Origin of the sequence: Paraburkholderia sp. MM5477-R1 (genome assembly GCF_050436385.1) — a bacterium.
GTDB classification, from domain to species: domain Bacteria; phylum Pseudomonadota; class Gammaproteobacteria; order Burkholderiales; family Burkholderiaceae; genus Paraburkholderia; species Paraburkholderia tuberum.
The window spans coordinates 2,176,413-2,198,974 of record NZ_JBNDMC010000007.1; the positions used below are offsets into that span (position 1 = coordinate 2,176,413).

Below are 22,562 nucleotides of genomic sequence, written 5' to 3' on the forward strand. Positions count from 1 at the left end.
GTGGTTCCATACCGCACCCAAAAACCGGACACATTACGTGCTACAGAACCGGACAATTGATTTGCTCCTAACAATTGTTTGAAGCAGGAATTGACAAACTTAATCATCTTGCTAAAATAGCAGTCTAGCTTGAAGACGTGCCCAGGTGGCGGAATTGGTAGACGCACTAGGTTCAGGTCCTAGCGGTGGCAACACCGTGGAGGTTCGAGTCCTCTCCTGGGCACCACAAGGCTGTTTAGCGTAGTACAAAGAAGTCCAGAAGACCCCGTAAATCATTGAATTTGCGGGGTTTTTTGTTTATTGCCGTCCAAGCCGGGATACGGCAAGCCACGTGCAGATGAGTACGTTTTTGAGTACATTGAAAGTTCGAGATCGCTCAATGTACTCACCATGCCGCTCACAGTCCGCGAAGTCGAAGCAGCCCGTCCCCAGCCAAAGCCTTACGGTGTGGCCGATGGCGACGGTCTCGTCCTTTGGGTCACGCCCGAGGGCAACAAATTCTGGCACTTCCGTTACCGCCTGCACGGCAAGCAACCGCGCATCTCGTTGGGAGGCTACCCCGACGCCACGCTTCAGAAAGCGAGGCAACAAGCAGCGGCCTACCGGACACTCGTCGCCGACGGTGCCGATCCTCGCGCAAAACGACGGATAGACCGGCAGCGGGCGGATACCAGCGACGACGGCACGTTCAGGGCAGCCGCTGAACTCTGGTACAAGAGCAAACAGGATGCGGGTCGGTCGGCGTCAACGCTCGACAAGATTCGGACGTACCTCGACAAGGACATCCTGCCGGAGCTCGGTTCGATCAAGCTGGCAAACATCACGCGTGCTGACTGCGCCCGCGTCCAGGAACGCTTCGAAAAGCGCGACGCACTCAACGTCTCGAAAAAGGCCCGCGGGTGGTTACGCGAAATCTTCAGTCAGGCCATCGCACGCGGCAAGTGCGAATTCAACCCGGCGTCGGAACTCAAGGTCATTGCGAAGGCCGCCCCAAAGGCTAAGCCTTATCCTCACCTGCTCGAACCGGAGCTGCCCGACTTCCTGCGGGCGCTTGAAAAATCAAAGAGCCGCCTCATCGCATACGTCGCGGCCTGGATGACAATCTGGACGGCAAGCCGGCCGGGTATGGTCCGCTATGCCGAATGGACCGAGATCGATCTCGACGGCGCCCTGTGGACGATCTCCGCTGAAAAAATGAAAATGCGGCGCAGCCACGTCACTCCGCTTCCATCGCAACTAGTCAAGGCACTGCGCGAGCTCATGGAGCTGACGGGCCGTCACCAGTACGTCTTCCCCGGCATCGGCACGAAGCACGAAGTCATCAGCGAGAACACCATCAACCTCGTGTTTTCGAAGATTGGCTACAAGGGCCGTATGGTCGGTCACGGCACACGCCATACCGCGAGCACCCTTCTTCGCGAGCACGGCTGGATAAAGGATCACGTCGAAACGCAACTAGCTCATCTAGAGGAAGGCATTGCCGGCGACTACAACCACGCCAAGTATCTGGTGCAACGTCGCGCGATGATCCAGTGGTACGCTGACTACCTTGATGTGCTGAAGACCGGCATGCAACCTGCCCAGCAGCAGTCATTTGCCCAACGGGTCAACCAGAAACCCGTGCAATCGCCATCTACATCTTCGCAATCGCTCGACAACGACGAAATCGCAGCCTGATGAAACCGCGGTTCGTTGCTTCAACGTTATCCACTCGATCCGATGACAACGACGGGAGCTTTTACAGAATGCAAGAGCTGCCGGTTGTCGGCGATCCGTGCGCCCAGTAATGTGGGACAGTGCGTAGCGGGCAGGCGTCAACGCATAGCACACTTCAACCTTGACACGCCGGGCGACTTCGATCATGTTCAACGTCGTGCCCTCCTCCCGAACCACGCATAGGTATCAACAAAAAAACATTCTGTCTGGAATGCGGCGGCGGCGCCGCCCCACAGCCGCCCGAGGGCTTCGCGTCGATGGTTTCCTTCGTTCAGGTGCCAAAGCGCCGCCTTCGGTACACCAACAGACGCGCACCTTCGCTGAAAGTTGTTGCCCGATTCCAGTGGTTAATACACGCGTGTAACGGGCTGGGCATTCATTGCCTCCGCGGATCGTTGTCTGCCTTCCGCAGGACCATCCTTGCCCAGCGGGGACGCGATGACGACACCGTTCAGTGATTCCTTCCGAAGCATGCCACTGCGGCTTCAGCCGGCGCCAGGCCGGCGTGGAAGTAGCCCTGGAGATGTTTGATGATCGTCGCGTCAGGGTGATACGGCGGGCGCACGAAATTCGCTGCAACGGCTTCGTCGTACCAGGCGCACGTCCATACTTCCAGCTCGCGGGCGTACTCGGGCGTTAGCGGCTTCGATTTCTCAAACATTTCTGTACTCCACTCAATCCCGGACTTGCCCGGCTTTGATGGCCGGGTCGATCCTCTATCGCGCTGCACTTGCGGGAAACACTCCATCACGGAGGTTCGGACTCAGGCGGGAAGACGCATCAAGCGCGGTCATTGTCGCGGAAGAAGAAAATTGCAGGCGGGCCTGCAGGTCCGCGTGCCAGGGATGGGCTGTGTGACGACCGGCACGCCACTTCCAGGTTTGTACTGATAGATGTCGGTCATGACTTCTCCTTTCTCCCGCAGGACCTTCCATCTCGCGCATCAGTCCCGTTCGGGCTCAGACGCGGATTGTGCCAAACCGGCGGCGAAGATGGGCTCGAAGAGATATCCCTGAATCCAATGCGCGCCACAGGCCCGGGATACGTGCAGGTCTTCCTCGTCCTCGACACGTTCGACCACCACCTGCGAAGCGCATGTTCGCGCCAGACGGATCAGCGCACCCAGATGTACTCGTGCGCACCCGTTCGAGCGGGCCTGATGCAGATATCCACCATCGACTTTTGCAATGTCCACACCCAGTTCCATAAGACTCCGCACGGAACTGTAGCCTGCACCGATGTCATCGAGAGCGACGCGACATCCGAGCTGTTGCAGCGCCCGGACGAAGTCCACGACTGCGTCGATGTCGGTCAGCGGCGCGCTTTCCGTCAACTCGATGACGAGCCGTGCCGCGACCTGAGGCTCCCCGGCAAGGGTTTCGATGACCGTCGACCGCCAGCCGCCGAGCGCTGCACTCTGAATCGACACGTTACAGCCTAGCGACATGCTCGGATGCGCACGCAGCGTATCGATCACGGTCGTCACGACCCATCTGTCGAGGCGGCTCACCAGTCCGAGCCGTTCGAGAGCGGGAATCCATTTGCCTACACTGACCGGTACGCCATCTCCGGTCCTGCACAACAACGCCTCCCAATAGCTGACGCTCTCCGTACCGGTCGCGCTGCAGACCTTCTCGTAGCGGAAGCACCACTCGTCGCGTTCCATCGCGCCTAGCAGTTCCCCGGCAATTTCCATGTCGCGCGCGTATCGGGTCCGCCCCTTTCTGGTGCCCATTCGCATCTCCGCGGATGCTTCTTTTTCGGGGTCGAACGGTGTGCCGTCCAGGTCGGGATCGATGCACCGATGGCTGCGCGGATCAGGCCCATCGACGTGAACACCGGCGCGTCGCCCAGCGCCGCGACGACCGCATCGACGATGCTATGGTCGCTGCAAACTGCGTGAGCGTTCGCCAGGTCTTCAGGAACAGCACGGTCAATCAGAACGACAATCTGCTCTCCGCTGCGCGTCATGATGCCCGACTCCCGCGTACAGAAATCGCGAGCGCGCCTGCATACAACATGCCTGACGGTCAGCGCGGTTGCGGTGCCGTAAGCGCTTTCAATGTGCGCGAGGTTACGGATTGACGCCACGATGCACAGTGGGTTCCCGCGTGCGGTGCTCTCGGACACCAGACTTTCGTTCGCTGCCTCGCATGTGCCCTGCACATTTTCCTCCTCCGCTATCGAAAGCGATCTGACCTCCGTTGGCCGGCGGACGAGCCGAAGGCGATTGCTCATCGCGGCACCGTAGGCCGCGATGCGTGACGGAAGGCAAGCTCGTGCACGCAGGCTGTTCTACCGCTCAGTGCTCCTCGAATCACTTCGAGACGTGCACGGACAGAAGGTTCTTTAGCACTGCGCCGCAGCACAAAGGTGCACATCCGGGTTATCAAGCGCGCTGCCGCTTGATCGGCGGCAAAGATAGTTGAATTAGTGACCACAAGACATCATCGGGTATCGGTTTAACCATTGCATCCTTCCAAGGAGGCAACGATAAGGGAAGCGGAGCATAGTCCGGGCAACAGCTCCGTCGGCCTATTGATTTACGCTTTCGTGTTCAACACAATGCCCCGCAACCTGCATGGCGGGTCTTTCTGGCTGTGGCGGGAAGATGCACCATGACCCGTCACGGTGGCGAAAAAAGAACATTGCCCTTGAGCCCGCCCCATTGTCTGCGACGACACAAACGTAGCGCCCGTGTCCGGATCGTCCGACGTGACTGACTCTAAACCCTCGTTTGGGATCGGGTGCCAGCCAATCCTGAACCATATTTCTCAACGACCTTCCTACGCTTCCCATGACTTTCTCCATCCTGTTTCAACCTCAGTGCGGCGATCGTACGGATCTCGCAGATGTGACGCTCTCTTTCCAGCTGTGCCTTGCCAGCTGTCAATCATGGATTGCGGCGCTCCCGCATTCGGCATGTTGAATCCCGCCGGCGCCCCGCAAATCGATTCAACGCTTTGATGCGATCACCGCGTATCCGCCGCGCGAGTTCCGCCGTTTCGTCACTCGCCGTGACATTGTCGGCAAACATGCTCTTCTGCCGTTTATGCCGCTCGCAAAACCGCCTCGCTGTTAGTACTTCTGCTGAACCTTTGGGAGCTGAGTTCGCTTTCATAGCTCGATGAGCCATTCGTCACCAGATCCGCAAGGATGCCCGCCGAGACGGCAGCCAGCGTGAGGCCCAGATGCCCGTGCCCGGTGGACACAAAGATGGAACGATGGCCTGGAACGCGCTCGATGACCGGCAAGGAGTCCGGTGTACTGGGGCGCTCACCGCTGCGTACCTCGAATCCTGGTCGAGCTCTGAGACCCGGCAGGGATTTGCGCACGCGATCCAGCGCGGATAACAGCATGTCGGGCCGCGCTCGGAAACCTGGCATCCCGAAGTGACTGAGGCCGGAAATCCTGGCTCCGCGTTCACTCGGCGTCAGAATCACGCCAAGGCCTGATAGCGAAACAGGCCTACTGATAAATCCGGGCTCGACGTCCAACTCGATGTGGTACCCGGTTTCGGCAACTAGCGGAATGCGATGATCGCAATCTGCCAGAAGCCGGTTCGAGTGTGCGCCGGTCGCGAGAACAACGGTTCCGGGTGAGTAGTCTCCCCGGGCACACTTCACGGCGACCTTTCCGCATCCTGCGCTATTAAGGCCCTGTACCCTGTCGAAGCACAGGAGCCCGCCGCGTTGGACAAATACGTCCGCAAGACTGGCAACAAACGCAGCGGTATCTGTCACGTGAGCCGCCCCTGCCAGGAAGGTAGCTCCGGCCGCACTTGGCCCAAGCGCGAGACGGCAAATCGCAGGCTCTAACGCGGCCAGTTCTCCGCCAGACACTATCCTGACAGCCGCGCCGAGCGACGTGCGAATCGAGTTCAGACATGTTGCCCGATCGACTTCGCAAGTGGAGAGATGAACCGCCAGGTGACCGCATCTGCTGAGGGGCGGCAGGTCCGAGCCAAGCAGCAGTTCGAGAGAACGAAGTGAGTCCCGACAGAGTTCATGAAGTAGGTCCGTGCCATGCCAGACGATGTCCGACCGCGTTGCTCTCGCGTATTGAACACACCACGAAAGCAGGCCTGGAGCTGATCGCCAATCGAGGGCGGCAGACGAACTAGCCTTGAAGAAAGCGGCGGGAAGCTCGGGAATGCGATAGTACGTGCTGGACGGGAATGCGCCTGGGTAGATCACGCCCGCACTGACAAAGCTGCAGCCCTGCGCGACAGACTGCTGGTCCAGCAGCATGACCTTCAACCCACGCTGTTGAAGTTCCAATGCCGCGGTGATCCCTATGACTCCCGCTCCAACGACGATTGCATCCAACTTGAGACTCCATGCCGTCACAAAAAACCGCGGTAACGAAATGTCCGGCTTCCTCGAGACAATTCCGCTTAGCCGATGTCGAGGGCCGGTGATGGTTAAACAAATCGGCGGTCGGCGGGCCGAAAGCCAGAACCCGCATCTAGCATCGCGCTTGCGTGCCACGCTTGCACCGTCGGCTCAATATCTGCGATACATGCTAATCCCGCACATTCTTGTCCCGCAGCGCAAGTTCACGACTTCGGAATATTGCTACTACAACGCGAGCCCACTGGATGCGGCGCCGTCCGCCCGTAGATTTCCCGAGGTGACTTGGGCGGTTAGTGCCAGAAATCGAGCTTTGCACATTTCCGTTGCAACAGCCACTGTGAGCAATAGATGGCCGATAATCGCGAATAGCCAGACCGCCCCTCGGATTAACGCAAAAAAAATGCGTTTTCTCAGACGTTCATCTTCCCGAACGCGCCACATCCTGTTCAGGATGAGTGACCGCTGAATCGTCTGAACTGCTCGCCGCCCAAGTGTTCACAGAAAGCGTCCACTCACGATCGTTGCGACGACGCAGAGCTCCCCGACCGATCCGGCAGGCTCCGCTGGCGCGTCGATTCGCGTGGGCATCGACCGCTGGCACGAACGTGGACGATCTTCCCTCTTTCTCTGACCGTCGAAATTCGCGTTGCACGCGTCACACTTACTGTCACAGGCCTCCCGCCCGGCAAGCCGAATCGGTGCGGATGTGGGCAGTTCGTGAGCAGGATTTTCGGACGGCTCCATATTCACCTCGATATGCTAAACATCCACACGTACTTTTCGCTGCACGCCGCGTAGCCGCGCGTGGCGCGGAACACGCATTCACCGGTTCCCGGCCGGCACGTGTTCGATGATCGCAGCGAACCGGCCACGCAACCACGATCAGGACGTGGAAAAACTGACCGCGATCAACGATCGCTCACCCACAGCACACGAAGAAAGTCCCTGGCGCATCGTCGGTGGCACCGACCGAGCTCTGAATGTTCAGCCTGACGCTTGTTTTCACCCTCAGTCCCGGGCATACGAAATCTCGGCGATGCGTATGGCAGGTCTCTCTGGATCGGGTGGAAAGACGCACCATTTTCCGTTTCGGTGTCGAAAAAAGAACATCGCCCTTGACCCGCCTCCGTTGTCTGCGACGACGCAAACGTAACGTCCCGTGCTGGATCGTCCGTAATGGCTGACTCGAAATCCTCTCTTCGGGTCGGGCGCCAACCCTCCACCATATTTCTCAACGACATTCCTACAATCGTCATAACTTCCTCATCCTTTGTGAAGGTCATGGCCTGATCAATGAAGGCTTCATTTCCGTTCGGTTAGGCTAACGTCGGCATATTCGAATACCTATGTATGTAGCCGACCCGCTCTCGTCGGGATACGTCGGCAAGATTGCCGAACGGCATTGCGATTGGTTACGCGCTTTAGGCGCCTTCAGTACACTCTGTATAGCCACCGGCTCACAGCACCCGATCCGCGGCGAAGATCTGCGCACCGGGGCCAAACACGAATCTGATTCACGCGAATAACGCTCGTCGGATAGGAGTAGAGCCGGTGATAAATATCCCTCAAAGCGCATGACGTGCAATCCGCACTGCACTCAGGCACAGAATTAAGGGTCGCGCTCGCGCGAGCCTCCCACACGAGCGGTTTGCAAGCATCAGGTTGTCGATTCGCCTCCTTGTTGAGGCGAAGGGCCCTGAACCGGAGCAGTATCCTCAATCAGAATACTGCTAGCGGAGCCGGGCGTGTCTCGCATTCCGTCATGCTTTTCATCCGACATGCTGTTGTTGGCAATTCACTGTGGTGAGCGGCGAAGATGAAATCCACTTACCGCCATGCGACGCACATGGAACTCGTCTACCTCCACACCCAATCCCGCTTTCTCAGGAAGATGCACTACCCCCTTGCGCACGAATGAAGAAAAATCGGTCGGGTCCTCGGCGAGCCGTAACGTTGACATAAAGGCGTGGCCGACGTCGACGAGATTCCCTATGGTTACGGCGTGCTGCAATGACGCGGCTTGCGTCACGCCGAACTCGATCATCGAATTCATGTAGCAGGAAATCCCAAACGCCTGTGCTACCGCCACAATGCGCTGAGCGCGCAAAGGGCCTCCATTTTTGCTGCTCTTGACACTAAAGACACTAGCGGCACCGACGCTTGCAATCCGCGCCGCATGCGAGAGTTCAGCCACCGCTTCGTCCGCTGAGATCGCAAGCCTGCTGTCCCTGGCCAACAACGCCGCTCCCTCCAGATCAGACTTCTCCAACGGCTGTTCGACGAACGCAAGCCGGGAGCCACTAACTCCTTTCAGGAACTCACGAGCTTCCTCGCGGTTCCAGCCTTCGTTAGCGTCGGCGGTCAGCGTTATACGGCTCCCGTAACGCGCCTCCAGGTCAGCCACCCGTTGTATCTCGCTACGTATTGGCGACGTACCCATCTTTAACGCGAAGCTTGAGAATCCTTGCTCAATCCGCTGGTCGATCACGCGGATGTCTTCCTCGGATGTACCATTGCTGAGCGGCCAAACCACTGGAAGTGACTCCCGCAGCGCCCCGCCCAGTAGCGTTGCAACGGGGACACCGAGCCGCTTGCCGAGTATATCGAGCAGAGCCATCGTCACGGCCCCCTTGGCGCTGAGGTGTCCAGCGAGCCGTGTATCGAGTTCCTCGTCGATGCAACCGGGGGTGGGAGCCGAAGATGCCATGACTGCTGGCAGCAGTGTTTCCTTTAGGGCACGTGCAGCATCGCTTGCCGTGCCTCCGGTAAAGGAATCGTAAGGATTGGCCTCGCCCCAGCCCTCAACGCCATCGGCGTCCGTCAGTTTGAGCAATACGGCGCGTGTTGACACCAGTGTTCCTTCGGACAGCTTGTATGGGGTAACAAGCGCCGCCTCAATTTCGAACACCTCGGCTGCGACCACCCGTGCCATCGCATTAACGTCGGATCCATCTCGCATCACATTTCCTGGAAAAGGTCACAGACAGAAGATTAGTCATCTGCAGATCCGCAGGCGCTGTTTCTTCTATCAAATTTAATTACTGCGCTTAGCACCTGGTAGAAGTGCCGGTTTAATTGGCAGATGCCCAAAGCACGCACGAGAGTCGGGTGGCCCGCGCCAATCGCCTTTCGCGAAATATCAGCAGAGGCGATTATTCTCCAGTACCGGAAGCTTAGGATCCACTTCATGGTGGATGTGATCTCCCGGAAATGATTCGAATCGGCCTAAGCAAGCAAATCCTACGTCGTTTAAACGGCTCAAACCACACCCGCCAACCCATCATTAATTTTTCGGTGTAGATAGCTTCATACTTCTCCTACTAGAGATAACTAGCCTTCGTTGCTCGTGCGTCGGTCCACTTCGTCAAATCTCACCTCCGCGAGACAGGTCATCAAGCTTGACGCATTTCCCGCCCGGGCTTGGTGTACGGCCTCAACGATCTCGTTCTGCTGTGCCGGAAGGGCGACAAGGCGCGTCGCCATCTTGAACTTCGACTCGAGCTCCTGCCAGGTAACATGCTCGCCCTTGCCCTTCGGAACGGTATCTCCAGAGCTAAACGTTCCGCTGCCACACGTGATAGTCACGCGCGATAGCGTTTGCTGCGGATATACCGCTTCAATATCTGCGCTACACGACAGCAAAACTCTTCGAGCAAGAGCAGATACATCATTGCGATTCAGAGCCCCCCCACTGAGTGGCAGCAAGACCTGCGGCCCGAAAAGAGCTACGAGTGCGAGACAGTAGGGGATGCTATATTGGATGTCCGGCAGATTTTGGGGCTCACACCTGTTTTCAAGACGCATTGCGTCGTCGTAAATTTCGACTTTAATTTCTTGAATATCTGGCGCTTTGATTTTGTTCTTTGCCATTAACTCCTGCAGCGCATCCAGCGGACCATGGATGTGTCGGCAGCAGGAATAGAATTTGAAATAGCTATCCCTGATGCGTGAACCGGAACGAATAACCTCGTCGAGATCAACGGGAAACTTGTAATGACGAACACTATCGAGAATATTTCGTGGTCCGGTCATGCCCTTCTGAGCCGCCTCCAGGGCATTTAGGCCTGTTACGACAGACCAAGGAATCCCCTCCTTTACGTCACTGCCTTCGGGGAGCGGGTCATGGGGCGCAGGAGCACTCATAAGCGCGCAGTTCGGCGCCGCTTCCCCCGCAATTGCAAGTGCGTGCGCCAATACACGTCTGCCGATGTCACGGAGCGCGCCCGCTGTCGCGACTACAGCATAGGGAGCCCAAGTTCCGGTCGTACCATAGGATGTGCGCGCGGTAGCGATCGTCGCACCGACCTGGTAGCCGATAACAATGGCTCGCACGATTTCGTCGAATGTCGCGCCGACTTCATGGGCCACGGCGAAAGCGGTGGGAATAACCGCCGCTCCGAGATGGCCGCGCGCCACTGGATCCCCGTCGTCAAGATCGAGCGCCGAAGCGGCGGCGCTGTTCGCCCAGGCGGCTCCAATGACGGAACTGGCGGCGCCTGTGAACCAGATCGGTACGCGCCCACGCCGAAAGGTTTCCAGAGCTAAGTCGCGGCTGACGACCGCGATCTGCTCATAGATGCCTGCCCCAGCCGCACTTATGAGATCAAAAATATGCATTATGGCGACATCCGAAACGTGCTGCGGAACAGGCCTGTCTCGAGCCTCTTCGACATAGGATGCGAACAGGTCGACGACTGTAGTGTGCGGGTCCCGATATGCCACCGGCGACTTCATAGCTGCTTCCTCTTCATAGGGTCCTTCCTCGTATCATGCACGGCTCTTCGAGATTTCTCTCCCGAACCTTCTTCGCTTTGCTCAATGAGCTCGTTCCTGCTTTCCATTGTGCGAGATTTCTCCGCAGAAGTTGCGCGGGTGTGCAGTAATCTCGATATATAGTCGCTTTTGGTCCCAAGCACGCGAAACTCCACGTTGGAATTGGCGGGAATTTCAGGGAGTCACGATCTGATACGGAAAATACTTTTTGGCAATCTTGCTGAGCGTGCCATCCTGTTTCAAGGAGGCGATAGCCTCGTTAAGGCGAGCTTTGAGCTCCGGATCCTGCTTGCGGACGCCGAAAGCAACTCCGCGGCCAAATATCTTCTCATCGGTCAGTGGCGGGCCAACCAGCGCAAACCCTTTGCCTTCGGGCTTGTTCAGAAAATTGTCCTCCGCGCTTTGCTGCGACTGCAAGGCAGCATCAATTCGACCGGCGGCCAAGTCCGCGTATACCTGGGTTTGACTCGGATATGTAACTACGACAGCGCCACCCGGCGCCCACTTCTGTTCTGCGTAATATTGCTGCGTTCCACCTTGTTGAACACCGACGCGCTTGCCTTTGAGCGATTCTACGTTCGGCAGGATGTGACTGTCCGAGCGCGCCACCAAACGGGCCGAGGTCGCGTAAATAACGGATGTGAAATCAATTACTTTTTCGCGCTGTTCCGTGGCCCACATGTCCGAATTGATGGCGTCAAACTTGCGCGCCTCAAGAGCGGGAATGAGGCCATCGAACGAACTTTCAACCCATTTGCATTTGACCTGCAGTTTCGCGCAAATAGCATTGCCGATGTCAATATCGAAACCTGCCAATTCTCCGCTTGGCAGCTTATATTCAAACGGCGGATAGTCTGCTTCAGTGCCGAAGCGCAGAGTATCTGTGGCGCACGCAGAAGACGCCAGCAGGCAAAGCACAGTGGAGGCTACCAGTTGTCTCATCTCCGCTCCTTTCTTTATATATCGAATTTGTGATTGGTTAAGCTATTCATTTAAAACGTACGACTTTTCGGTAGTACTTTTGGCTCAGTGCGAGCCGCCCAGTGACGTGGTTGCACCCAGTGCGGCGAGGAGCGTGATCGGTTCCAACTCTGCATTCCGCATGTCACGCGCAAGTGATCCTTTCGGATTGTCATTGGCGCGGATCCCAAGACCGTCAGCAAAGAAAACCATGTCGAGATGCGCCGCTTCCGCCTTGCGGGCCGTGTTTAGGAAATGTGCAAAGCTCAGCGCTCCGTCCGCCGGCACATCCGGATGCCTCCGGCCGGCAACGTGATAGCCGAGATATCTCATCGAGAGGCCGAGCCTCATTTTTCCGTCTTTAGTCATTGCATGCGCTCCCATTCTTGGCCTGGTCCGCCCGGAACATGGCGGCATGGGTGAATGTTCGCGCTTCACCGTCCGATAAACAATGTCGCCAAAGGCGGTCGTCTATTTGAAAAGCGGATAAGGGTATTCCCTGACTTCGTTGAGGCGAGGCTGAAACTGGCCCGATGTGCTGCCCATGCGAAAAACCCTGCATCGTTATCGGTGTGCGCGGTGCCTGTCTCATTGCTGCGCTTCGCGCCCTTGGGGCGACATCGTTGCCAGCCTTCGGCAGGTGCAGCGCGACGGTGGTGCCGGCCCTATCGACGGCCGTGGGCCTGCTCCGTGCGCCGTACCGCACCGGCATCCGACGCGTGTTCGCCGAGTCAAGGCCTGCTCGGTCCATAGTCGCGGCTGGCATTAAGTTCGTTCAGCGAGGCCACTGAATTGCAGAGCCGCGCCATATGGGGGGGGGAAAACCCCCTATACGCATTTCGAATACCGGACCTATTTTGACGGCATTGTGTCGTTCACGTCGGCAGCACACCATCCTGCTCATGCCGCTCATGCATTGTCGGGTGGCGTAATCCGCAATTGAGGTGTCGAAATGATGAAAGACGGAAAATGAGGCTCGGCCTCTCGAAGAGATATCTCGGCGATCATGTGGCCGCGTGGCGGCACTCGTCGGTCCGCGCCGATCCAGGTGCGCGGCCCGCTGAATTGCGCATACATCGTTCAGGCGGCCGCGTCCTGGGCCGGCCGGCAGCTTGCGGCGCACTGTGCCGACGTCCCCATGTACTAAAAGATCGGGCCGCTCGCCCTGCTGCGCGCAACGATTCGATCCTCCATATCGCTTGTCCTGCATAAGCTTGTTGTTTTAAATCGCGGCGCGCGCATGGCGCGTCTCTATAACGGCTCCGGCGGCAACAATCCGACCGGCGCCGACTGCAAAGGAGATAAGATGCCGAACAGAACCAACACCCTTGACGCCGGTGTCTGCGCGACGCCCGTAAAAAATTCGGTCCGCGATGTCATCGCCGCCAACTTCGGCACGTTTTTCGAATGGTTCGACCTGCTCGTATACGCGATGTTCGCAATCACCGTGTCCAAGCTGTTCTTTCCGACCGGGGACGAACAATCGGCGCTGTTGCTCAGCCTTCTCACCTTCGCTAGCTCGTTCCTCATCCGGCCCGTCGGTGCAATTATCCTCGGGGTCGTCGCAGATAAGTACGGTCGGCGATTCACGCTAAGCCGCACGGCGTTCCTGATGCTGTGCGGCACTGCGTCGATTAACCTCGTGCCGACATACGACAAGATCGGCGTGCTCGCGCCGGTGATTCTAGTGGCGAGACGCCTGCTGCAAGGCTTTTCGGCGGGCGGCGAGTTCGGAACGGCCAATTCCTTCCTCACCGAACAGGATGTGAACAGCAGGGGGTTTTTCGGTGGCTTGCAATGGTAGACGTCAGGTCTCGCCGTACTGGCGGCGTCGCTATTCGCCTACGGCGCGAATCGTTATCTGTCGCCGCAACAGATCGATTCGTGGGGCTGGCGTCTGCCATTTTGCTATCTCATATGCGAAGAACGTGTAGGTGACGTTTCGTTTGCCCTCTCCTAAACAGCGATGGGTTCGGGCTTGGGCTGAGAAATCTATTACATAACCGCCTAGGTCGTGCACGGTCAGTGGACTATTTCAAGGTGGAAGGCACATGCAAGTGACAATCGTAGGAGCCGGCGCAATCGCTTTGGGTTATGCGGCGTATCTCATACAGAATGGACATAAACCGAAAGTCTGGTCTCCATCGGGAGCCCGTCTAGACCAGGAGACACTTACCATTGCAGCAGCATTCGGAAAGTCAGTGAGAACGACCTTTGATCATTGCAGGCTGTCTTTTGGCGTGGTTGGTGACTCATTTTCGGCAATATCGGAGCAACTTGTCCGGCAAGGGAGTGATCCGCCCGGCCCGAGAGACATCGCCACACGCTACGTGCTCGAAGAAGTGCCGTTCGGGTTGGTACCGACGCTTCGACTCGCCGAACTGGCTGGGGTGAGAGCGCCCTTGCACGAGGGCGGCGTGGCAATTCTCGGCACCTGTTACGGTCGGTACTTTGTGGCGGACAACGACATTCTTCCCGAGATTGGACCGCTTCAAATCGACACCCTCAAGAGGCTTGTAGTCGACGGCTATGCCGTTCCAACCTAGATGCCATTACATCCGGCGCTGCGCTCGAGAAGCGTCCGAGTCCGAGGCCACCGACGCAATAAAAGCAGAAGTACTATGCCGCAAATCCAGACTTGGAATTTATGAGAAACCAAAATGAAGATTAAAACGCTGCTGGTCGCCCTGTGCGCAACGTCCATTCCATTTGCGGCATTCGCGTACGATGGAAAGGAACTTAAGTTCGGAGTCGACAGCGCTTACCCGCCGTTTGAGTCGAAAACCCCGAGTGGCGATCTCGTTGGATTTGACATCGATCTGGGTAATGCAATTTGCGAGAAGCTCAAGGTGAAGTGCGTCTGGGTTGAAAACTCGTTCGACGGCATGATTCCCGCGTTGCAGGCGCGCAAGTTCGACGCGATCAATTCGTCAATGTCGCAGACCGGGAAGCGCGCGAAGGCAATCGATTTCAGCCACAAGATATACGCCAACTTCGAAGCGCTGGTTGTAAGGCGCGGCTCGGCTCTGGTGGCAATGCCCGAATCGCTCAACGGAAAGCATATCGGAGTCTTGCAGGGAAGCACACAGGAAGCCTATGCACGGAAGCATTGGACGAATGGAGTTGACATTGTGCCCTACCCTTCGCAAGACCAGGTGTGGAATGACCTCGCGGATGGGCGGCTCGATGCAGCACTGGTTTCGGGGCCAACGGCTGAGTCGGGATTCCTGAATACTGCGCAGGGTCGTGATTTCGGTTTCGCGCGAGGTCCGGCCATCAAGGACGAAAGCATCTTCGGCCCGGGCGTAAGCATCGGTATCAGGAAAGGCGACAAGGCCCTGCTTGACGCAGTCAACGGCGCTATCGATAGCATCCGGAAAGACGGCACCTACGACAGGATTTCAAAGAAATACTTCAGCTTCGACATCTATGGCGGCTGACGTGCCTGCAACTATCCAGATAGAACTTGCGAAAACGTCGGCCGAGTTTGGTGCCAATCGCCAGCGGCCAAAGTCCGGCATTTGGAGACCGTCAGGCTAACCAATGGCCATCGGAAAAGGGGCCGTTACCTATTCTGTTCTCCCACGCCTTTGTTGAAGGAGATGTGGGACAAGACGCTGCTGCGTGCCCGGTGAGTGCCCCTTCCGAGCCGCCGCGATTTTCCTTGCCGCCTGGGTGACTGAATGGTTGCCGCACAACAGAGATGCGAGGGCTTTCGGCTCGCCGTTTTCTACCTATAACAAGCACGGAGACGCATGTGTTTCTATTCGGATTTGGTCCGCAGTTGCTGGCCGGCACTGTGCGGACAATTGAATTGTCGATGCTCTCGCTAGCGGCCGCGGTTGTCCTTGGCCTCATGGGCGCCGTCGCGAAGCTCTCGCTAAATCGTGGTTTTCGCGCAATCGGCTCAGCGTACACGACCTTGATACGATCGGTACCAGACCTTGTCCTGATGCTCCTTGTCTTTTACAGCATCCAGATCGCGGTCAACAATCTTACCGACGCCCTGGGTCTCGCGCAATTTGACATCGACCCGTTCGCGGCAGGCGTCCTGACACTCGGCTTCATCTATGGAGCCTACTTCACGGAAACCTTTCGGGGCGCATTCCTTGCAGTGCCGCGCGGTCAACTGGAAGCGGGCGCCGCCTATGGAATGAATGGGGTTCTTGTTTTCCGGCGCATCCTGTTTCCTCAAATGATGCGCTTCGCACTTCCGGGCATCGGCAACAACTGGCAGGTTCTGGTCAAGGCGACTGCGCTGGTCTCCATTATCGGCCTGGCAGACGTCGTAAAGGCCACACAGGATGCGGGTAAGAGCACGTTCAAAATGTTCTTCTTTGTCATGTGTGCCGCGCTCATCTATCTCGCGATGACAACCATCTCCAATTTCATGCTGTTCAGGCTCGAGAAACGATTCTCGACTGGCGTTCGTCACGCGGAACTCTAGGCTCATGATCGATATCCTCACCCAGTTCTGGCGCGCTTTCCTGTATTGGGACGGGCAGCGCGTCTCCGGCCTCGCCGTCACCCTCTGGCTGCTGGTGGCATCTCTCGTAGTCGGCTTTTTGATGGCGGTGCCCCTCGCGGTGGCTCGTGTCTCCACGAATCGATGCATAAGCATGCCCGTGCGTTTCTACACGTATGTCTTCCGGGGCACACCGTTGTACGTGCAATTGCTTCTGATCTATACGGGTATTTATAGCTTCGACTTTATTCGGTCGCATGAGCTTACCGATGCCTTCTTTCGAAGCGGTTACCACTGCGTAATTGTTGCGTTTGCGCTTAATACTTGCGCCTACACGACCGAGATATTCGCTGGCGCGATGCGCTCGATGTCTCACGGTGAAGTTGAGGCAGCACGTGCGTACGGAATGAACTGGTTCACCCTGTACAGACGCATCATCATCCCTTCCGCGTTGCGAAGGTCCCTGCCTCTCTACAGCAACGAGGTGATCCTTATGCTGCATGCCACCTCGGTTGCTTTCACGGCGACCGTGCCCGATATCCTGAAGGTCGCCCGCGATGCCAACTCAGCAACCTACCAGTCGTTCCAGGCATTTGGTATTGCCGCGCTTCTTTACCTGACCATCTCTTTCGCGCTGGTTGCTGTGTTCCGGCGTGCTGAACGCCACTGGCTCGGCTACCTCGGACCGCGTGCTCACTAAGCTTGCACGTTGGTGTCCAGCCAAGGTGTCCGACACACCGGTGCTTTAAACGTAACGATAAGGGATCAGAATGTTGAGGCGCACGACTCAGACGGAAACTTGCAAGTTAGAAGTTCATGACATCCATAAACGCTTCGCAGACCACGAGGTGCTCAAGGGCGTGTCCCTGAAGGCAAACAAGGGTGACGTTATCAGCATCATCGGGGCAAGTGGCTCGGGAAAGAGTACGTTTCTTCGTTGCATCAACTTTCTTGAGCGACCGAACTCCGGGCGCATCTCGGTCGATGGCGAAGCCGTAAAGACGAAGTCCAATAAATCCGGCTATCTCGACGTCGCGAACCCGAAGCAGCTGCAGCGTATCCGGACGAAACTCTCGATGGTGTTCCAGCATTTCAATCTCTGGGCGCACATGAACGTTCTCGAGAACATTGTTGAAGCGCCGATACATGTGCTCGGGCTGCCGCGTCGCGAGGCCGAAGAGCGCGCGCGTGAATACCTGGAGAAAGTCGGACTCGCGCCGCGCGTGGAGAAGCAGTATCCCTCGCATCTCTCCGGAGGGCAGCAGCAACGTGTCGCGATTGCGCGCGCGTTGGCGATGAACCCTGACGTGATGCTGTTCGATGAACCAACATCTGCACTCGACCCGGAGCTGGTAGGTGAAGTTCTCAAGGTAATGCAAAAGCTCGCAGACGAAGGACGCACAATGATTGTGGTTACGCATGAAATGGGGTTCGCCCGCAACGTATCAAATCATGTGGTGTTTCTTCATAAAGGACGCACGGAGGAAGAGGGGCTTCCTGAGGAAGTATTGAGCAAGCCGTGCAGCGAACGACTGAGGCAGTTTCTCTCTGGCAGCCTGAAGTAGCCCGCGACCGTGAGAAAACTGCCGGCGACGTCTTATTTTTCGTCAGTATTACTGATAGATTGGATACGAATCAGGCGTGGTTAATTTGGGTCCGTCGACAAGGACGTTTTCACGTAGTTATATTTTAATATTCGGAGACTTTAATGAAAAAAATCACACTTGCTGTACTTTTTATTTCCACTATCGCAACTCCGGTATTCGCTCAATCTACTGTGACGCTTTACGGTCTGATTGATGAAGGCTTCGATTACACCAACAATGTCGCAGGTTCGAAAGTATATGAACTCCAGAGCGGCTACGCTCAAGGTAGCCGCTGGGGTCTTAGAGGAACAGAGGGTCTTGGCAGCGGGCTGAGCGCGATTTTCAAACTGGAGAACGGCTTCAATGCCAACAATGGTCGACTCGGGCAAGGCGGGCTGATGTTCGGCCGTCAGGCATACGTCGGAATTTCCTCGAATCAGTTCGGTTCCGTGACATTGGGTCGACAGTATGATTCGGTCGTCGACTACCTGGCGCAGACCACCGCGAACGGCAACTGGGCGGGCTACCTTTTTTCGCACCCCTATGACAATGACAACACGGACAACAGTTTCCGCGTAAACAATACCGTAAAGTACACCAGCCCGACGATCGCAGGGTTTCAGTTTGGCGGCACGTATAGCTTCTCGAACGATACGAACTTTGCCAACAATCGCCAATACAGCCTCGGTGCGCAGTACACCACCGGTGGACTGCTTCTCGCGGCGGCGTATCTGCAGGCCAACAATCCATCGGCTACAGCCGGCGGTGCGATCAATAATGAAGGCGACGAGAACTTCGTAGGAAGCAAATTGCGTATTTTCGGCGCAGGCGCGAGCTACACCTTCGGGTCCGCTAATGTTGGTGTCGCGTACACGAACACGTACGTAGCTAATCCGACTGCATCCGGATACGTCGGTGACATTACCCCGGCCGCAGGCACGCTTTCCAGCCTGCGCTTTCAGAATTTCGAAATAAACGGCAAGTATCAGTTCACCCCGGCGTTCTATGCGGGGGCCATGTACACATACACGCGAGCCGACTTCAACAGTACCGCAGGCAAGCTTAACCCAAGCTACCAAATGGTTGGTTGGATGGCCGATTACAACCTGTCCAAACGCACCGATCTATATGTTCAGGGCGTCTATCAGCACGTTGGCGGCGACCGGACCGGAACTGTGCTCGACTTCGCTTATGTGCCAGGTGCCGCTGACGTGTCGTCGAGCAAGAACCAGGTCGTCGCTCGTGTCGCCATTCGTCACAAATTCTGAGCATGCCATGTGGCCGTAGCTTGAACTTCTTACAATGTACGAACGTCCCGCAGCCAGATGTTCGCAACCGCGATGCGGGACTTGTCCGTTCCGACGGCCTTCAGATAAGGGATCCGAAATTCGCGGGCAACGTCAGTCAGACCCGATAGAAACGCAAAGCCATTCACCACCAAAGCTTTGCTCAGCCTTCCAGTAATTCCTTGACGGATTATCATAAAATTCCCTTTTTTGAAAATCAGGATTCAGTCGCCGTGAACGTCGTAGATGAAGCGCGTCTTCCCGGGTCTGTCGTAACTGCTGTCCGTGTGGATCGTAGCGATTACATTGCTGATTGCGGCATCCTGTTTCAACGTTGCACGTGTTATTCGGCATGGTCGCCAATTGACGCCAACTGCCCAAGTGTAAGAGGTTTTATGGGTGGTCTGATCCGGTAGTAGCCGACGACTTCCGGGGAGACACGACGCTCTCGCGCGATGATCTCCGTGACTGTCAGCCCGCATAGTCGGCCCTGGCAGGGGCCCATACCACATCGATTGAACGCCTTGGTCTGGTTGGGACCAACGCATCCAAGCGCTACCGATTGCCGGATCTCGGCTGCCGTGACCTCCTCGCATCTACAGACCAGTACGTCATCTGCCGGAATTCGTGTTCCGTCGCAAGGTCGATATAGCGCATCGAGAAACGGCCGTACGCTAAGATGCCCGGCATGCTCCGAGCGTAAGCTGTCGAGCCGCTTATCAAACTCACGTCTTTCGATCCTGCCGTGACGGCGGCCTATCTCAAGCCCACAGATCTGTCCTTGCGTCGCCGCGGCCTTCGCGCCAGCGATGCCGCCACCATCGCCTGCAACGAAAACGTCTGGCACGTCCAGCTCGAAGACGTCGTTGCGGTCCGGAACCCAGCACAGTTGGTTCGTGTCCCAATGATGCGATGCCTGAAGCGACCAGGTGATTTGCGTATTTGGCACAATCCCCTGATGCAGAAGTATCAGTGGAGCATCAATGCGTTGACGCTTCTTGCTCGCTATGAAGGTCAGTGCTGTGGCAACCGGCTCGCCTTCAACACGCAGCTCTGTTGCACCTCGGTATACTGGTACGCGTGCCCTTCTGAGCGCTCGCAACAAGTTGAGGCCTTTCGTCAAGTCGCGCCATCCCAATAGGGCGCTCGACCAATGTTTCGCCGCTCTGAATTTGTCTGCAAGACCAGTCGTCTCGACGAAGGCCCGGATGGGCACGCCCGCACGCAAGTACTGCCAGGCAAGCAGATAGAGTAGTGGTCCACAGCCTGCGAGCACGACCGGCTGCCTAGGTACCGTGCCAGATGCTTTCAGCAGAATCTGCGCGGCGCCGGCGGTCATCACTCCAGGTGTAGTCCAGCCGACAATCGGAAATGGTCTTTCCATGGCGCCCGTGGCGAGCACAACGTGACGCGCCACCAGGGACTTGCTCTGCCCTTGCTGCGTGTAATGTACCGCATGCTCTCTGCTCACAAACCATACTTGGGCACCGGTTACATGACGGACATTGCTTGCGGACAAAGCCACAGCGATAGTGCTTCCAGACGCGTAGTCCGGCCCTAGCAAGTCAATGCGTTTGTCGTCGGCGCGGGTAATAGACCGATAGATCTGGCCGCCAACTGCCATTTGTTCGTCAAGCAGCACAACCTTAAGTCCCGCCTGCGCGGCGGTGGTCGCGGCACTCATGCCTGCTGGTCCTGCACCGACAACTACGACATCAACTGATTCTGGCATCATTGACGCTGCCCCTTTCCACCAATCGTGCTTGCTGACTCAGCGCTGAATTCGGCCAGCACCTGCCGTACGCCTTCTTGTGACCGAATGACCATGCCGTCACGCGCGCTTTCGAGACAGCTCTGGCAGTTCGGAGTCGCGTCGATCTCGACCAGACACTCGAAGCAAACACCCATCATGCAATAGGGTGCCCGCGGGGATCCGCTCACAGGCGTACTGCGGAAACGTCGAACACCCGCACCAAGGAGCGCGGCAGCCAGGTTCATTCCGTCAGGCACCTCATAAGGTACATCGTTGAAGGTAATGCGCACCTTTGGACCTTGCGCAACCGGCAGTTGCTCGAAGAGCGGTTCAATCGACATGGGAAAATGATTCATATTGATTTCGGAAGCGATCCGCGGCAAACGACTGGAAATTCGGAACTCGCCGTTCGCCGGTTGTCCAACCCGCAAGCCGCAGCGCGTGCGCCGCGGCAAGCGTTACCCCGCTATGGCAGCTGATATTGAAGGCCCCGGGACAGATCGCGGACTCCTCGTAGATCGGGAATCCATCCGGAGTCATCACGCGGAGAGCCCCCCATGCCCGCACGAGCCGAACTTCACGAAGCAGTGGAAAAGCTTTCACCCCGCGCGTTGCTATTTCCGAGAGCACGTCCGTTGTGACACCGTTATCGAAGCCGACGTTCTCAAGTGAGTCGCCCAATTGGACGGTGCCTTCATCCGTCTGCCGCACTGTGGCGGTTGGGAAGCGAAGGAACGTCGCGACGCGCTCGCTTATGAGGACTTGACCGCGTATTGGCACGACGGCAGCCTGTAATCCGACCATGGGCGCAAGGTCCTTGTTGCCCAGACCCGCAGCGAGCACGACCCGTGCAGAGCACCAGTGCCCCCGCTGTCCGCATACAACGAATCCGCCGGGTTGGGAGTCAATGCGCACCACCCTCTCGGAGTTAACGAGGTGTGCTTTGCGGTTGGTCAAGCCTCTTCGTAAGCCGAGCAGTAGCTTTAGCGGATTCACGTGACCGTCCATCGGCGTATACGTTGCGCCAGCGATGGACCCGCCAATTTCCGGTATCCGGGCCTTCAGGTCCGCGCGGCCGAGAACCTCGAAAGGATAGTCGCCACCGGCGTCGTTCGATAGCCGCAGCAGCTGCTTTCCACGCTCCTCGAGCTCGCCATCTGAGAAACACAAATCAAAACCGCCCGGCTGCAGCAACTGCACGTCCACGCCGGTTTCATCGCGCAAGGCGTCGGCGAATGATGGCCAGAGCGCCGCGGATTCCCGGGTCCATGTAGTGTACGCGGGTTGTCCGATACCTTTGCCCTGCACCCAGACCAGGCCGAAGTTGCCCGCCGACGCGCCGAACGTGTCGTCCCCCTCGTCAATAACGAGGACTTGAGCGCCCTCGCGGGCGATGCCATAGGCGACAGCAGACCCGACCAACCCACCGCCGACGACAATCGCATCGTAGGAGCCCGTCAAATGGTGTGTCTTCATACTGCGTCCTCGCGCAAGATAATGATTCCTCGCCGTTGCTCGCCCCTCCTGTATGCGCCTCGCAGAGAAAAAAGCATCGGCTTTGCCTGAAGCGTCTTCGCTACCAACGAGCCACGTGCGTAGTAGTACGGATGTTGACGGCCCCTTCCTATGCAGTCAAATACCAATATAATGCAACCCTATGCCGAAACG

Annotated in this window: 19 protein-coding genes and 1 tRNA gene; 9 read left to right on the top strand and 11 right to left on the bottom strand. The window is 57.2% G+C overall.

Going from position 1 to position 22,562, the window contains the following annotated elements; all coding sequences use genetic code 11:
* Positions 1-139 precede the first annotated feature (139 nt).
* A tRNA-Leu gene (locus OKW35_RS39035) sits at positions 140-226 on the top strand.
* Between the two features lie 164 nt (positions 227-390).
* Positions 391-1,677, top strand: a complete 1,287-nt coding sequence (locus OKW35_RS39040; RefSeq protein WP_429554855.1) for a tyrosine-type recombinase/integrase — start codon at positions 391-393, stop codon at positions 1,675-1,677.
* Positions 1,678-2,167: 490 nt separating this feature from the next.
* Here the strand turns inward: OKW35_RS39040 and OKW35_RS39045 are convergent, their stop codons facing one another.
* From OKW35_RS39045 to OKW35_RS39080, 8 genes are all read right to left on the bottom strand, one after another.
* Complete coding sequence (locus tag OKW35_RS39045) at positions 2,168-2,377, bottom strand: hypothetical protein (protein ID WP_429554856.1); 210 nt, start codon at positions 2,375-2,377, stop codon at positions 2,168-2,170.
* Positions 2,378-2,659: 282 nt separating this feature from the next.
* Positions 2,660-3,382 (bottom strand): EAL domain-containing protein, encoded by a 723-nt coding sequence (locus OKW35_RS39050; protein WP_429554857.1) that lies wholly within the window; start codon positions 3,380-3,382, stop codon positions 2,660-2,662.
* Between the two features lie 5 nt (positions 3,383-3,387).
* Entirely contained in the window at positions 3,388-3,846 is a 459-nt protein-coding gene (locus OKW35_RS39055; protein ID WP_429554858.1) for a hypothetical protein, read from the bottom strand.
* Between the two features lie 920 nt (positions 3,847-4,766).
* A complete protein-coding gene (locus OKW35_RS39060) occupies positions 4,767-6,044 on the bottom strand; it encodes an NAD(P)/FAD-dependent oxidoreductase (RefSeq protein WP_429554859.1) in 1,278 nt (425 codons plus the stop codon).
* Between the two features lie 1,822 nt (positions 6,045-7,866).
* A complete protein-coding gene (locus OKW35_RS39065) occupies positions 7,867-9,030 on the bottom strand; it encodes an enolase C-terminal domain-like protein (protein ID WP_429554860.1) in 1,164 nt (387 codons plus the stop codon).
* Positions 9,031-9,401: 371 nt separating this feature from the next.
* A complete protein-coding gene (locus OKW35_RS39070) occupies positions 9,402-10,805 on the bottom strand; it encodes an MmgE/PrpD family protein (RefSeq protein ID WP_429554861.1) in 1,404 nt (467 codons plus the stop codon).
* A gap of 213 nt (positions 10,806-11,018) precedes the next feature.
* Entirely contained in the window at positions 11,019-11,786 is a 768-nt protein-coding gene (locus OKW35_RS39075; protein ID WP_184062880.1) for an ABC transporter substrate-binding protein, read from the bottom strand.
* Between the two features lie 84 nt (positions 11,787-11,870).
* Entirely contained in the window at positions 11,871-12,173 is a 303-nt protein-coding gene (locus OKW35_RS39080; RefSeq protein WP_429355371.1) for a hypothetical protein, read from the bottom strand.
* Between the two features lie 871 nt (positions 12,174-13,044).
* Between OKW35_RS39080 and OKW35_RS39085 the strand changes: the two genes are divergently transcribed.
* The 7 genes from OKW35_RS39085 to OKW35_RS39115 all read left to right on the top strand — a co-directional run bounded on the left by OKW35_RS39085 (position 13,045) and on the right by OKW35_RS39115 (position 19,123).
* Positions 13,045-13,608, top strand: a complete 564-nt coding sequence (locus OKW35_RS39085) for an MFS transporter (protein ID WP_429554862.1) — start codon at positions 13,045-13,047, stop codon at positions 13,606-13,608.
* A gap of 247 nt (positions 13,609-13,855) precedes the next feature.
* Positions 13,856-14,350 carry an NAD/NADP octopine/nopaline dehydrogenase family protein gene (locus tag OKW35_RS39090; RefSeq protein ID WP_429355369.1) on the top strand — a complete coding sequence of 165 codons (495 nt, stop codon included), beginning with the start codon at positions 13,856-13,858 and terminating at the stop codon, positions 14,348-14,350.
* Positions 14,351-14,464: 114 nt separating this feature from the next.
* The gene (locus OKW35_RS39095) at positions 14,465-15,244 is read left to right on the top strand and encodes an ABC transporter substrate-binding protein (protein WP_184062884.1); all 780 of its coding nucleotides are present in this window, start codon (positions 14,465-14,467) and stop codon (positions 15,242-15,244) included.
* Positions 15,245-15,561: 317 nt separating this feature from the next.
* The gene (locus OKW35_RS39100; protein WP_429355367.1) at positions 15,562-16,251 is read left to right on the top strand and encodes an ABC transporter permease; all 690 of its coding nucleotides are present in this window, start codon (positions 15,562-15,564) and stop codon (positions 16,249-16,251) included.
* A 4-nt stretch (positions 16,252-16,255) separates the two neighbouring features.
* Complete coding sequence (locus OKW35_RS39105) at positions 16,256-16,969, top strand: ABC transporter permease (RefSeq protein WP_429554863.1); 714 nt, start codon at positions 16,256-16,258, stop codon at positions 16,967-16,969.
* 70 nt (positions 16,970-17,039) lie between these two features.
* On the top strand, positions 17,040-17,834 hold the full coding sequence (locus OKW35_RS39110) for an ABC transporter ATP-binding protein (RefSeq protein ID WP_429355365.1): 795 nt from the start codon (positions 17,040-17,042) through the stop codon (positions 17,832-17,834).
* Between the two features lie 143 nt (positions 17,835-17,977).
* Positions 17,978-19,123 (top strand): porin, encoded by a 1,146-nt coding sequence (locus tag OKW35_RS39115; protein WP_429355364.1) that lies wholly within the window; start codon positions 17,978-17,980, stop codon positions 19,121-19,123.
* 361 nt (positions 19,124-19,484) lie between these two features.
* Here OKW35_RS39115 and OKW35_RS39120 read toward each other — a convergent pair whose 3' ends face one another.
* From OKW35_RS39120 to OKW35_RS39130, 3 genes are read right to left on the bottom strand one after another with little or no spacing between them, the layout of a single operon-like run.
* Positions 19,485-20,876: an FAD-dependent oxidoreductase gene (locus tag OKW35_RS39120; protein ID WP_429355363.1), complete on the bottom strand. Its 1,392-nt coding sequence runs from the start codon at positions 20,874-20,876 to the stop codon at positions 19,485-19,487.
* Positions 20,873-21,250 carry a (2Fe-2S)-binding protein gene (locus OKW35_RS39125; protein ID WP_409259537.1) on the bottom strand — a complete coding sequence of 126 codons (378 nt, stop codon included), beginning with the start codon at positions 21,248-21,250 and terminating at the stop codon, positions 20,873-20,875. The genes OKW35_RS39120 and OKW35_RS39125 overlap by 4 nt, the downstream gene beginning before the upstream one ends.
* Complete coding sequence (locus tag OKW35_RS39130; protein WP_184062897.1) at positions 21,225-22,370, bottom strand: NAD(P)/FAD-dependent oxidoreductase; 1,146 nt, start codon at positions 22,368-22,370, stop codon at positions 21,225-21,227. The genes OKW35_RS39125 and OKW35_RS39130 overlap by 26 nt, the downstream gene beginning before the upstream one ends.
* Positions 22,371-22,562: the final 192 nt, after the last annotated feature.